The following is a 12,944-nucleotide window of genomic DNA, read 5'->3' as shown; positions in this document are numbered from 1 at the left end:
ATGAAAATCCGCAGCATCAAAGCCACGCCGATCAATCTGCGCCTCGAAGCGCCCTATGCCTGGGTGTTCGGCGAACTCGACGGATTTTCACCGACCGTCGTCGAAGTCGAGACCGAGGATGGCCTGGTCGGCCTCGGCGAAGCGCCGACGCCAGCGGCGGCCGCGATCATCAATAATGTCCTGGCGCCGCGGCTGGTCGGGCGCGATGCCTTCGACATCGCCGGCGCCGAGCATGTCTGCCTGCCCTTTTGGACCGGCGTGCAGTCGATCAACGACCGCACGCGCATCATGGCTTTCGGCGCCATCGAGATGGCTTTGTGGGACCTGCGCGGCAAGGCGTGGAACCAGCCGCTCTATCAGTTGCTTGGCGGCGCCGTACGCAAGGATATCCCGTTCACCGACTATTTTTCGCTGCGCGGTGATGGGCCAAATGTGAAGGGCGAGACGACGCCCCAGGAAGTCGCCGACTATTGCGTCGAATTGCACGAGACGCATGGAACGACTTTCTTCGAAGGCAAGTTCTCGACCGAAGATCCGAAAATCTCGCTCAGGATGGTCGAGCTGATCCGCAGGAAACTCGGCGACGATGCGATGATCCGTATCGATTCCAACCAGGCGTATTCGCTCAGCACCGCGCGGCGGCTGGCGCGCCCGCTGGAAGAGTTGGGCGTGCGCAACTGGGAGGATCCGGTGGCGACCATCGAGGAGATGCGCGAGTTGCGGCGCCATTGCTCGATCCCGTTCTCGACCCACAACATCGACATTGCGCGCGCCATGGAAACCAAAGTGCCGGACGCGTTCGTCGGCAACCCGACGACGCATGGCGGCATCGGCCGGCTGCTGCGCTTCGTCGGCGCCTGCGAGCATGCCGGGATCGATTTCTGGTGCTACAGCGGCGACAGCGGCATCGGCAGCGCCGCCTATCTGCATCTGTGCGCGGCACTCGGCTGGATCAGGGAGCCGAACCAGTCGCTGTTTCGCATGCTGCCGATGGATGTCACCGAGGAAGGATCGTTTTCGCCGAAAAACAATGTCGTGCGCGTTCCGGAAGGTCCCGGTCTCGGCGTCACCTTGTCGCGCGAAAACCTCGCTGCCTGTCACAGAGACTTTACCGAGAAAGGACCGTGCAACAAGTATCATGACCCGGCAAAGCCCGGAACCTATCGCCGTTTGCCGCTGAACTAGATGACGGCTAGCGGCCAAGACCGACGGCCAGACACGAGAAGCCAACCGCCGCGACTTCGGTCGGGAAGGTTGGACAAAGACGGTGGAAGCAGTGCAGCCAACAATCCGGAGCGTCCATGCCACGACTGGATGGACCGGACAAAACCGCATGCTAAAGTTCCGATAGACAGGCCTCCGGTGCCGGGAAAATGGAGCAATCCACGAAATTTCGTCAACCATAAGAAATAGGGGAAAGGGTAAAAACCCATGAGCAAGAACCACAGCATTCTCGATCTGATCCGGCGCAATCGCACGCCGATTGAAAATCACCTGATCGATGGCCTCGTCGACGGCCGTGTCAGCCGCCGCGACTTCGTCCGTCACGGCAGCCTGCTCGGCCTGTCGCTGCCGCTGCTGGGCCGCATCGGCATGGCCGCCGGCCTTGGCGGCATGCCGTCGCTGGCGCGCGCCCAGGGCGCGCCGGGCGCCACCATCCGCGTCGCCAGCAGTGTGCCGGCGGCGACGATCGACCCGGTCAGCATTGCGGACGCCGGCGGCCTGCTGATCATGCAGCAGGTTGCCGAATTCCTTTGCGTCGACGGCCCCGATCTGGTGCTGCAGCCGGCCTTGGCCGAAAGCTGGAAGCCGAACGACAACGGCACGGTGTGGACCTTCAAGCTGCGCAAGGGCGTAAAATTCCACAGCGGCGGCGAGATGAAGGCCGACGACGTCGTGGCCAGCATCGACCGCCTTGCCGACCCGGCCAACTCGTCCAATGCGCTGTCGGTGTTCACCGGCATCCTGCAGAAAGGCGCTTCAAAGAAGGTCGACGACTACACGGTGGAATTCCACCTCGATGCGCCGAACGGCAACTTCCCCTACATGGTGTCGTCCGACAACTACAACGCCGTCATCATCCCGGCGAGCTACAAGGGCGACTACGAAAAGAGCTTCGACGGCACCGGGCCGTTCAGAATTGAGAAATACACGGCAAAGGTCGGCGCGTCCTTCGTCCGCAACGAGGACTATTGGGGTCCCAAGGCCTTGCCCGAGCGCACCGAATTCACCTTCTTCACCGACATGCAGCCGCAGATCCTGGCGCTGCAGGGCGGACAGGTCGACATCATCAACCAGATGCCGGTGTTGGCCGGTGTCGCTCTGCTCAACGATCCGAACATCGACATCATCAGCCTGAAGTCGTCGGCCCATCAGCAGCTGCACATGCGCTGCGACGAGGGTCCGTTGAAGGATGCGCGCGTGCGCCGAGCCATTGCGCTCTGCCTCGATCGCGACAAGCTGGCCGCCGGCCTGATGAAGGGACGCTCCGCCCTGGGCAATGACAGCCCGTTCGCCGCCGTCTATCCTTCGACCGATACGAGCGTGCCGCAACGCAAGCAGGATATCGCCCAGGCCAAGCAGCTCATGGAAGCAGCCGGCCTTGGCCAGGGCTTCAAGATAACCCTGACCACCGAACGCTACCTGGAAATCCCCGAATACGCCCAGCTCATCCAGAACTGGGTCAAGGAGATCGGCGTCGAGCTCGATCTCAACATCCTCGACCAGAGCGGCTATTACGGAGACGCGGTGTTCGGCAAATCGAACTGGCTGGATTCGGTGATGGGCATCACCGACTACGGCCACCGCGGCGTGCCGAACGTCTATCTTGCGGCACCGCTGAAGAGCGAAGGCACCTGGAATGCGGCGCATTTCAAGAACAAGGACTATGACGCGCTGGCGACCAGCTACATCGCAGCACTCGACCTCGAGGCGCAGAAGGCCGACGCCGGCAAGATCCAGAAGCTGTTGCTCGAGGAAACGCCTGTTATTTTCGGCTATTTCTACGACTATCTGACGGCGACGGCGAAGGGCGTGGCCGGCGTACAGCCGACCGCCATGTCGCAGCTGTTCCTCGACAAGGCATCGAAAGCCTGAACTAACTCTTTGTTGGAGCATGACCTTTTCCGAAAACCGGTCCCCACTTTTCGGGATCATGCTCAAAGGGAAAGCCAATCCTCTAACAGCCAGCTCCCGCATGGGGCTGGCTCCACAAGGAGTCTTAGCCATTCTCTCCTTCCTTGCCCGGCGTGTCTCGCTGTCGCTGGTGACGCTGTTCCTGCTCAGCATCATGGTGTTCCTGGGCGGCCAGGTGCTGCCCGGCAACGTCGGGCGCGCCATATTGGGTCCATTCGCCGACCAGCGCGCGGTCGACGCGCTCAATCACACGCTCGGCGTCGATCGCCCGCTGCTGGCACAGTACTGGGGCTGGATCTCCAATTTCGTCCAGGGCGACATGGGCACGTCCTACATCTTCCGCTCGCCGGTCGCGCCTTTCGTCATCGATGCGCTCGGCAATTCGATGAAGCTGGCGGCGGTCGCCTTCGTGCTGGTGGTACCGATCGGCATCCTCGGCGGCGTCGTCGCCGCGCTCAACCTCAACCGCCCGCTCGACCGCATCATCAGCCTCGGCGGTCTGTCGGTGACGGTGCTGCCGGAATTCGTCACCGGCATCATCCTGATCCTGATCTTTGGTGTCTGGCTGCGCTGGCTGCCGATATCGGCCGCATGGCCGCGCGACGCCGGCTTCTTCACGCAGCTCTACTACCTGATCCTGCCGTCGCTGCCGCTGTTCCTGGTGCTGTTCGGCTACATCGCCCGCATGGCGCGCTCCGGCATGATCGAAGCGCTCGATTCCGACTACACGCGAACGGCCGTGCTGAAGGGCCTGCCCTGGCGCACGGTGATCTGGCGCCATGTGCTGCGCAATGCGCTGCTACCGACCATCACCGTTATCGCCACGCAGACCGGCTACCTCATCGGCGGCCTTGTCGTCATCGAAACGCTGTTTCGCTACCAGGGCATCGGCTCGCTGATCTTCACTGCCGCCCGCGGCAAGGATTTCCCGATGCTGGAATCGGGCATCCTCACCATCGGCATCGTCTATGCCGTGGCCACTCTTGTCGCCGACTTCCTCTATTCCGTGCTCAATCCGCGCATCCGGCTGGGGTCAGACCAATGAGCACCATCCAGACCACCTCCTCGAGATCCGACGACACGCGCCCGCGCGGCCCGCTGGCCGAGGTCTTTTTCTCGCTGCTGCGCTCGCGAACATTCCTTGTCGGTTTCGCCATCGTGCTGTTCTGGGTTGCCTGCGCGCTGTTCGGCGAGCACTTCGCACCCTACGACCCGCTCGCCGACGACATCATCAACGCGCTGGCGCCGCCTTCTTCCGAACACTGGTTCGGCACCGACCAGATCGGCCGCGACGTCTTCTCGCGCGTCATCGTCGGCTCGCGCGACATCCTGACCGTCGCCCCGCTGGCGACCTTGCTGGCGACAGTGGCCGGCACGGCGCTCGGCCTCGTCACCGGCTATTTTCGCGGCCTCGCCGACGATGTCGTCAGCCGAATCCTGGAAGCCTTCATGGCGATCCCGGTGGTCATCGTTGCGTTGCTGGCGATCGTTGCGCTCGGCACCTCGAAGACGACGGTCATCGTCGTCATCGGCTTGAGCTTCGCGCCGATCATCGCGCGCACCGTGCGCTCCGCGGTGCTGGCCGAGCGTGAACTCGACTATGTCGCTGCCGCGCAGCTAAGGCATGAAAGTGCCCTGCATACGATGTTCGTCGAGATCCTGCCCAACGTCATTCCGCCGATCCTGGTCGAAACCACTGTGCGGCTCGGCTATGCCATCTTCGCCGTCGCCACGCTCTCCTTCATGGGTTTCGGCATCCAGCCGCCCTCGCCCGACTGGGGGCTGTCGATCTCCAACAACTACGGCATGATCGGCGGCGGCTTCTGGTGGACGGTGCTGTTCGATGCGCTCGCCATCGCCTCGCTGGTCATCGGCGTCAATCTGGCGGCCGACGGCGTTCACGGAGCGCTCAATGACTAACTCCGCCAAGGCCGAAAACGCACTCGAAGTCACCGATCTTTCGGTTGCCTACCGCGTCGCCGGCCGCAACCGCGCCGTGCTGCGTAACCTCAGCCTCACCATCGGCCAGGGCGAAGCCTATGGCCTGGTCGGCGAATCCGGCTGCGGCAAATCCACCGTGGCGCTTACGGTGGTGCGCTATCTGCCGAGAAACGGTTCTATCACCGGCGGCACGATCTCGCTCGACGGCCAGAACGTGATGAAACTCGACGCCGAGGCGCTCAGGCGGGCGCGCGCGGAAAGCGTCTCCATGGTCTATCAGGACCCGGGCAAGGCGCTGAACCCGTCGATCCGCGTCGGCCGTCAGTTGACCGAGATTTTTGAACTCGGCGGTATTTCGGGACAAGCGGCCACCGACCGGGCGATTGCGATGCTCAATCGCGTGCGCATCTCCGATCCGATGAGCGTGATGCAGCGCTACCCGCACCAGCTTTCCGGCGGCATGCAGCAACGCGTGGCGATCGCCATGGCGCTGGCCAACGATCCCTCGATGCTGATCCTCGACGAGCCGACCACCGGCCTCGATGCGACGGTAGAGGCCGAAGTGCTCGACCTGATCGCACAGCTGCGGCAAGAACTGTCGGCCTCGATCCTGTTTATCAGCCACAACCTCGCCGTCGTCTCCAACATGTGCGACCGCGTCGGCGTGCTCTATGCCGGCATGCTGGTCGAGGAAGGGCCGACGGAGGTCGTCTTCAACGACCCGCGCCATCCCTACACCGTAGCCTTGCTGCGCTGCCTGCCGCGCGGGGGCCAGCGCAAGGACCAGGGCCGCCTCGATACCATTCCCGGCTTCCTTCCCGGCATCGGGGCCGACATCAAGGGCTGCGCCTTCGCCGATCGCTGCGCGCTCGCCGACGACCGCTGCCGCAGCGAATTGCCACCGCTCTACGATCTGGGCGGCCGGCTGTCGCGCTGCTTTCATCACGACAAGGCGCAGGCGCTGCCGCGCGCGACGCCGAGCAATGTGGCGCCTGTACCAAAGGCGGCGGCAGCGCCGGTGCTGCGCGTCACCGGGCTGAACAAGACCTATGCCAGCCATGGCCATGCACTGCGCGCCGTGAAGGACGTGTCGCTCGACCTGCGGCCTGGCGAAACGCTCGGGCTGGTCGGCGAATCCGGCAGCGGCAAAACGACCTTCGCCAGGCTGCTGCTCGGCCTTGTGCCGCCGGACGCAGGCGGCACGATCGAGCTGGAAGGCAAGGCGCTGGCGCCCAGGCTGGAGAACCGCAGCGACGACCAGATCAAGGCGATGCAGATCGTCTTCCAGAACCCGGACTCCGCACTCAACCGATCGCATTCGATCCGGCATCTGATCGGACGCGCGCTGAAGCGGCTGGCGGGCCTCTCCGGCAAGGCGCTGGAGGCTCGTCTCAACGACCTCGTCCGCTCGGTGCGGCTCACCGACCGCCATCTTGCCGTCAAGCCACGCCAGCTCTCCGGCGGCCTGAAGCAGCGCGTCGCCATTGCCCGCGCCTTCGCCGGCGACCCGCGCATCGTCGTCTGCGACGAGCCGACCTCGGCGCTCGACGTCTCGGTGCAGGCTGCCATCCTCAATCTGCTCGCCGACCTGCAGTCGAAGGAAGACGTCAGCTACATCTTCATCTCGCATGATCTGGCCGTGGTGCGTTACCTCTCCGACAAGATCGCCGTGCTCTATCTCGGCCGCATCATGGAGCTCGGACCGTCGGAAGAGGTCTTTTCCGGGCCGCATCATCCCTACACCGAAGCGCTGCTGTCGGCCGTGCCCAAACTCGACCAGACCGAGACGGCGCGCATTCGTCTCGACGGCGAAATCCCGAGCGCCACCAATCCGCCGTCGGGCTGCGTGTTCCACACGCGCTGCCCGCGCAAGATCGGTCCGATCTGCGAACAGCAGGAGCCGCCGCTGAGCGAGGCCCAGCCCGGCCATTCCATCCGCTGCCACATTCCATATGCCGAACTGGCCAGGCTGCAGAGAGCGGCCGTGACCGAGCCGGCATAGCGCCGCGCTTCCGTGGCTTGGCCAGTCAGACCTGGCCGGCCATGCTGAGAGCACGGTCACCTTCCGAAAAGCCCTGCCCTTCGGCCCAGTCCCTGGCCAGCGTGCGCAGGCCTGTGAGCGCGACATCCAGGACATCCGAAGAAACAGGATTGGAGGGATAGGCGAGGTAGATCGGCCGCTGGAACACCGGCGCGTCGTCGATGCGCCGCATTTCGCCGCGCTCGATATGGCCGCTGACGGCGCTGAGCGGCAGATAGGCGGCGGCTTGCTGCGACAGCACATGCTGCAGCCCGATGAAGACCAGTCCGGCCGATATGGCCGGCTTGACCATGCCGGCAAAGGCGCGGTCGTGCTCGATGCGGAACTCAAGCCCCCAGTCCATCAGGATGTAGTTTTCGGTCCACGGCCTGGTCTGCGCGGCATGCTGCACCAGCACGACCTGATCGACCGCCAGCGTTTCGTAGACGATGCCGGGGTGCGGCCGCGGCAGATAGAGGATGCAGATATCGAGCAGGCCTTCCGCCAGTTGGTCGATCGCCGAGTCCGGAAAGCTGCCCTCCAGCCGCAGCGCCACGTTCGGCCGCCTGGCGCGCATCCACTCGACCCATGGCGAGGTGATGCGGTCCCACAGATAGGCAGGCGCGGTCAGCCGCAGCAAGGTCTCGTAGCCATCGGGAACGGCGATGTCCTGCCGCGATTGCTCCCAGGTGCGGGTGATGGAAGAGGCATGTGGCAGGAACTGCCGCCCGGCCGGCGTCAGCGTGACGCCATCGCGGTCGCGCACGAAAAGCCGGCGGCCCAACTGCTCCTCCAGCCCCCTGATCCGTGCGCTGACGGTGGACTGCGCGAGGTTGAGCCGGCTGGCCGCAACGGTGAAGCTGCCATGGGTGGCGACTTCGAGAAAGCTGCGCAGATTTTCAGTGTCCATGCCCACCTCTGCATCGAAAATTTCGATGACCCCTATCAAAAAATATCGCTTTCCGGCGGCAGTCAACAATGAACTAGATGGCCGAACCCCAAGACAAGCGAGGAATCCAGCCATGCCCAAGCATTTCCGGATGATCGACAACGCTCGCAGAACGCTCACTGCAATCGAAAATTCCGCTGTCGACGAATTGCTGGCCGGCAGGATGGACCGCCGCGACTTCCTGCGCCATGGCAGCGTGCTTGGTCTCTCACTGCCGTTCCTGGGCAGCCTTGTCGCGGCCGCCGGCCTCGGCACGCAGCAAGCACGCGCGGAGGGCAAGCCGGGCGGCACGGTGCGCGCCGGCGTGGCGACGCCGGGCGGCGCCATCGATCCCGTCACCTATTATGACAGCGGCAGCTACCAGCTGGTTTTCCAGACCGCCGAATTTCTCTGCATCACGCAGCCGGACCTCACCTTGAAGCCGGTGCTGGCGGAGAGTTGGGCGCCGAACGAGGACGGCAGCGTCTGGACGTTCAAGCTGCGCAAGGGCGTGAAATTCCACAATGGCGAGGATTTCAAGGCCGACGACGTCGTCGCGACCTTCGACCGGCTGGCCGACCCCAACGGCGCTTCCAATGCACTTTCCGTGTTCAAGGGGCTGCTGTCGAAAGGCGGCACCCAGAAGGTCGACGACCACACCGTCGCCTTCCATCTCGATGCGCCGAATGGCAGCTTTCCCTATTCGGTGTCGATCGACAATTACAACGCCGTCATCCTGCCGGCGAGCTACAAGGGCGACTACGAAAAGACGTTCGAAGGAACCGGGCCATTCCGGCTGGAGACCTACACGCCAAAGGTCGGCGCGACCTTCATCCGCAATACCGACTATTGGGGCGAGAAGGCGCTGCCTGACCGGCTCGAATTCAAATTCTACGGCGACGTGCAACCGCGCATCCTGGCGCTGCAGGCCGGCGAGGTCGACATTCTCGACGCCGTTCCGCTCGATGTAAGCCAGGTGGTGCTGAACAGTCCTGATATCACGGTGCTGCGTGTCGCTTCGACCGCGCACCGGCAGCTTCACATGCGCTGCAACACCGGCCCCTTCACCGACAAGCGCGTGCGCCAGGCGCTGGCGCTGTGCATCGACCGCTCCAAGCTGGTCGACGGGCTGTGCCGCGGCATGGCGGCGACCGGCAATGACAGCCCCTTCGCACCCGCTTTCCCCGCAACCGACAAGACGGTGCCGCAGCGCGTCCAGGATATCGCCAAGGCCAAGCAGTTGCTGGAGGCGGCGGGCCTTGCCAGTGGTTTCGACATCACGCTAACGACGCTGCGCTATTCCGACATTCCCGGCTACGCGCAATTGTTCCAGAATTTCGCCAAGGAAATCGGTGCCCGCATCTCGCTCAACATCGAAGACCAGGACAAATATTACGGCAAGGCGGTGTTCGGCCAGTCGGACTGGCTGGACAGCCCACTTGGCATCACCGACTACGCCCATCGCAGCGTGCCGAACGTCTTCCTGAAGAGCCCGCTGGTCAGCGACGGTCCGTGGAATGCGGCGCATTTCAAGAGCCCGGCCTATGACGGCATGGTCACCAGCTATCTCAAGGCGCTCGATGTCGGCGCGCAACGCGCTGCCGCCTCCGACATCCAGAAACTGCTGCTCGACGAGACGCCTGTCATCTTCAGCTATTTCCCCGATCTGCTGGTGCCGGTGCGCAAGAATGTCAGCGGCTTGCCGCCGATCGCCGCCGGCCTGCTGCTCGATCGCGTGTCCCTGAGCTGATCGTGCCTCAACGCCCGATGACAAAAGAAACAAAACGGGAGACTACCATTCGCAAGCCTCATCTGCGCGGCCGCGGGCCGCATTTTCCGCTGCTCGACAGCATCGTGCAGTACGACTTCGAGCCGGGCTACATAGCCTTCACCATGCCGACGCAGAAGCGCCTGCGCGTGCAGGTGGGGTCAATGACCGTGGCCGATACGACCAACGCCTTGGTGTTCTACGAATCCGATCATCTGCCGGTCTACTATTTTCCGATCGGCGACGTTCGCGAGGAGTTCCTGCTGCCGAGCAAGACCACGACAGAGGACCCATTCAAGGGCACAGCCACCCACTATTCGCTCAACACCGGCATCACGCTGGTCGAGGACGCGGCCTGGCGCTATCTCGATCCGGTCAAGGGCTGTCCGCCGATATCGGACTATATGACGTTCACCTGGAGCAAGATGGGGCACTGGTTCGAGGAGGACGAGGAGATCTTTGTCCACGCCCGCGATCCGTTCCGCCGCGTCGACTGCCTGCCGTCGTCGCGGCGCGTGCAGGTCATCCTCGATGGTGAGCAGGTCGCCGATTCACGCCGCGGCGTGTTCCTGTTCGAGACCGGCCATCCGGTGCGCCACTATCTGCCGATCGCCGACACGCGGCTCGATATGTTCGCGCCCAGCCGCTACATCTCGCGCTGTCCTTACAAGGGCATCTCCAACTACTATCACGTGACGACCAAGGCCAAGCGCCACGAGAACCTGGTCTGGTATTATCCTGAGCCGGTGCACGAGGCGGAGCGCATCAAGGGGCTGGTCTGTTTCCACCACGAGCTGGTCGACAAGATCCTGGTCGATGGCGTCGAAATCCCGAAGGAAGCCACGGCCGCGTCGAGCGGTTATTTCTAGGCATCGACGCCGCTTGCGCGCGGGCGCTTGATCGAAGCACGGGTCAGCGCATACCCTCCCTGGGACAGGGAGGACACTCGATGGATCTTTTCAAGCTGGATGGCGATGTCGCGCTGGTCACCGGCGCCGGCAGCGGCATCGGCCAGGCCATCGCGATCGGGCTGGCCGAGGCAGGCGCCGACATCGCCTGTTTTGGTCATGCGTCGAAAGGTGGGCTGGATGAAACGGCGCACCGGATCACGGCACTCGGCCGTAAGGCGCTGGTGCTGAACGGTACAGTGACATCGCAGAGCGATCTGGCGGCGGCGATCGATCGAGTCGAGAGCGAACTCGGTGCGCTGACCGTTGCGGTCAACAATGCCGGCATTGCCGGCTCCGAACCCGCCGAGACGATGCCGCTGGAGACTTGGCAGAAGGTGCACGAGGTCAATGTCGCCGGCGTGTTCCTGTCCTGTCAGGCCGAAGCGCGCAAGATGCTGGTGCGAGGCAAGGGCTCGATCATCAACATCGCCTCGATGTCGGGCACCATCGTCAACCGGGGCCTGACGCAGGCGCACTACAACTCTTCGAAGGCCGCCGTCATCCACATGTCCAGGAGTCTCGCCATGGAGTGGGCCGATCGCGGCCTGCGCGTCAATGTCGTCAGCCCGGGCTACACACTGACGCCGATGAACAAGCGGCCTGAGGTGGCCGAAGAGGTCAAGATCTTCAAGCGCGACACGCCGATGGGGCGCATGGCGGCGCCGGAAGAGATGGTCGGACCGACGGTGTTCCTGGCCAGCCGCGCAGCGAGCTTCGTCACCGGCCTCGACCTGATTGTCGATGGCGGCTACGTCTGCTGGTAGAGGGTCAACTTCGCCTGCAGTCTGAATTTATACGCTTCGCGCGGTGTTAGTCGTTGCGCGACATGAACCTTGATATATATAATTTCATCCCATGAAACTGGCTTGGCGAGATGGCGCTTGCCGGGTCGACAGCCGAGAACATGAGACCTTGATGGCTCGCACCTTGCAAGGCGCCGCAAGACTGGCAATCGATCCGCAGATGACCGCCCCCGCAGCGATCCGTCGGCAACCATGACGCCGACACTGCAGTCCTGTTCCATCATCACTAGAATTGAGCACCATCTTGCCTGCGTCGGCCAAAGCCGGGGCAACAATCTGGCGCCGACGGCCTTGCGCAAAGACCAGCCTTTCCAACACAATCAAGAAAAGCCGCAAGAAGGGAACGAACGATAATTTTCACAGCTTGAAGGAGAACAAGCATGTCACTTCGCAGTGTGATTTCGAACTTAACAATGGGAACCTTCGCACTCGCCGCGGCGAGTGCACTGACACCTTCCGCCCAAGCCGCCGCACCAGAATCCAACGATCCGATCAAGATCGCGCTGTTCGACTGGACCAGCGTCAATCTGAACGCCAAGATCCTTGGCGGTATCCTGGAAAAGCTCGGCTATACCGTCGAGTATCCCACGGCCGACTACCTCTCCAGCCTGACCACGGGCCTCACCAATGGCGATCTCGATGTCGGCCTGGAGTTCTGGGACACGACCGCCGGCGAAGCCATGAAGGCCTCCGATGCGACCGGCCAGACCGAACGGCTGGGCAAGCTCGGACCCAAGGCCAAGGAAGAGTGGTGGTTTCCGGAATACATGAAGGAGAAATGCCCGGGCCTGCCCAATTGGGAAGCGCTAAAGGACCCGAAATGCGCCGAAGCCTTCTCGACGGCGGAGACCGCACCGAAGGGACGCTATCTCGGCGGCCCGGTGACCTGGGAAGGCTTTGACGACGAGCGCGTCGAGGCGCTGAAACTGCCCTTCACCGTCATCCATGCCGGCACCGACGCGGCGATGTTCGCCGAGCTCGATTCCGCCTATCAGCGCAAGGCGCCGATCATGCTGTGGATCTATTCGCCGCATTGGGCGCCGGCCAAGTACAAGGGCGAGTGGGTTGAATTCCCGGAATACACGCCCGAGTGCTACAACGACCCGAAATGGGGCGTGAACCCCGACGCCAAATATGACTGCGGCAAGCCGCATGGCGAGATCTGGAAATACTCCTGGTCCGGCATGAAGGACAAATGGCCGGTCGCCTACAAGGTGGCCAAGGCCTACACGATTGACACCGATGAGCTCAACAAGATGAGCGGCGAGATCGATCTCGGCGGCAAGACACCGGAAGACGTCGCAGCTGCCTGGATCGCCGCCCACGAGGCCGACTGGAAAGCCTGGGCGCAGTGATCGTTCCGACTGGAAAAATGAGACCCGGCTGCTGACCAGCCGGG

10 protein-coding genes are annotated in these 12,944 nt (G+C 63.3%); 9 read left to right on the top strand and 1 reads right to left on the bottom strand.

What is annotated here, in order from left to right:
• The 5 genes from P3C39_RS15025 (at window position 1) to P3C39_RS15005 (ending at window position 7,078) form a co-directional block, all read left to right on the top strand.
• On the top strand, window positions 1–1,185 hold the full coding sequence (locus P3C39_RS15025; RefSeq protein ID WP_275953777.1) for a mandelate racemase/muconate lactonizing enzyme family protein: 1,185 nt from the start codon (window positions 1–3) through the stop codon (window positions 1,183–1,185).
• 246 nt (window positions 1,186–1,431) lie between these two features.
• Window positions 1,432–3,096: an ABC transporter substrate-binding protein gene (locus tag P3C39_RS15020; RefSeq protein WP_275953778.1), complete on the top strand. Its 1,665-nt coding sequence runs from the start codon at window positions 1,432–1,434 to the stop codon at window positions 3,094–3,096.
• Window positions 3,097–3,196: 100 nt separating this feature from the next.
• Window positions 3,197–4,180 (top strand): ABC transporter permease, encoded by a 984-nt coding sequence (locus P3C39_RS15015; RefSeq protein ID WP_181172681.1) that lies wholly within the window; start codon window positions 3,197–3,199, stop codon window positions 4,178–4,180.
• Window positions 4,177–5,055 (top strand): ABC transporter permease, encoded by an 879-nt coding sequence (locus tag P3C39_RS15010; RefSeq protein WP_275953779.1) that lies wholly within the window; start codon window positions 4,177–4,179, stop codon window positions 5,053–5,055. Before P3C39_RS15015 ends, P3C39_RS15010 begins: the two co-directional genes overlap by 4 nt.
• A complete protein-coding gene (locus P3C39_RS15005) occupies window positions 5,048–7,078 on the top strand; it encodes an ABC transporter ATP-binding protein (protein ID WP_275953780.1) in 2,031 nt (676 codons plus the stop codon). Before P3C39_RS15010 ends, P3C39_RS15005 begins: the two co-directional genes overlap by 8 nt.
• 25 nt (window positions 7,079–7,103) lie before the next feature.
• Here the strand turns inward: P3C39_RS15005 and P3C39_RS15000 are convergent, their stop codons facing one another.
• The gene (locus P3C39_RS15000) at window positions 7,104–8,006 is read right to left on the bottom strand and encodes a LysR family transcriptional regulator (protein ID WP_275953781.1); all 903 of its coding nucleotides are present in this window, start codon (window positions 8,004–8,006) and stop codon (window positions 7,104–7,106) included.
• Between the two features lie 112 nt (window positions 8,007–8,118).
• Between P3C39_RS15000 and P3C39_RS14995 the strand changes: the two genes are divergently transcribed.
• The 4 genes from P3C39_RS14995 (at window position 8,119) to P3C39_RS14980 (ending at window position 12,900) form a co-directional block, all read left to right on the top strand.
• Window positions 8,119–9,774, top strand: coding sequence for an ABC transporter substrate-binding protein (locus P3C39_RS14995; RefSeq protein WP_275953782.1), 1,656 nt, complete (start codon window positions 8,119–8,121; stop codon window positions 9,772–9,774).
• Complete coding sequence (locus P3C39_RS14990) at window positions 9,771–10,661, top strand: DUF427 domain-containing protein (RefSeq protein ID WP_164920069.1); 891 nt, start codon at window positions 9,771–9,773, stop codon at window positions 10,659–10,661. Before P3C39_RS14995 ends, P3C39_RS14990 begins: the two co-directional genes overlap by 4 nt.
• An 80-nt stretch (window positions 10,662–10,741) precedes the next feature.
• Complete coding sequence (locus tag P3C39_RS14985) at window positions 10,742–11,506, top strand: SDR family oxidoreductase (protein WP_013532887.1); 765 nt, start codon at window positions 10,742–10,744, stop codon at window positions 11,504–11,506.
• Window positions 11,507–11,925: 419 nt separating this feature from the next.
• On the top strand, window positions 11,926–12,900 hold the full coding sequence (locus P3C39_RS14980) for an ABC transporter substrate-binding protein (protein WP_027163833.1): 975 nt from the start codon (window positions 11,926–11,928) through the stop codon (window positions 12,898–12,900).
• Window positions 12,901–12,944 lie beyond the last annotated feature (44 nt).

The organism is Mesorhizobium sp. XAP4 (assembly GCF_029269325.1).
Classification (GTDB): domain Bacteria; phylum Pseudomonadota; class Alphaproteobacteria; order Rhizobiales; family Rhizobiaceae; genus Mesorhizobium; species Mesorhizobium ciceri.
This window is presented reverse-complemented; position numbering and strand designations above follow the sequence as displayed.

Excerpts from the sequence above, each read along its gene's own strand:
- P3C39_RS15025 (WP_275953777.1), top strand. The coding sequence starts at position 1 with ATGAAAATCCGCAGCATCAAAGCCACGCCGATCAATCTGCGCCTCGAA.
- P3C39_RS15020 (WP_275953778.1), top strand. The coding sequence starts at position 1,432 with ATGAGCAAGAACCACAGCATTCTCGATCTGATCCGGCGCAATCGCACG.
- P3C39_RS15015 (WP_181172681.1), top strand. The coding sequence starts at position 3,197 with ATGGGGCTGGCTCCACAAGGAGTCTTAGCCATTCTCTCCTTCCTTGCC.
- P3C39_RS15010 (WP_275953779.1), top strand. The coding sequence starts at position 4,177 with ATGAGCACCATCCAGACCACCTCCTCGAGATCCGACGACACGCGCCCG.
- P3C39_RS15005 (WP_275953780.1), top strand. The coding sequence starts at position 5,048 with ATGACTAACTCCGCCAAGGCCGAAAACGCACTCGAAGTCACCGATCTT.
- P3C39_RS15000 (WP_275953781.1), bottom strand. The coding sequence starts at position 8,006 with ATGGACACTGAAAATCTGCGCAGCTTTCTCGAAGTCGCCACCCATGGC.
- P3C39_RS14995 (WP_275953782.1), top strand. The coding sequence starts at position 8,119 with ATGCCCAAGCATTTCCGGATGATCGACAACGCTCGCAGAACGCTCACT.
- P3C39_RS14985 (WP_013532887.1), top strand. The coding sequence starts at position 10,742 with ATGGATCTTTTCAAGCTGGATGGCGATGTCGCGCTGGTCACCGGCGCC.
- P3C39_RS14980 (WP_027163833.1), top strand. The coding sequence starts at position 11,926 with ATGTCACTTCGCAGTGTGATTTCGAACTTAACAATGGGAACCTTCGCA.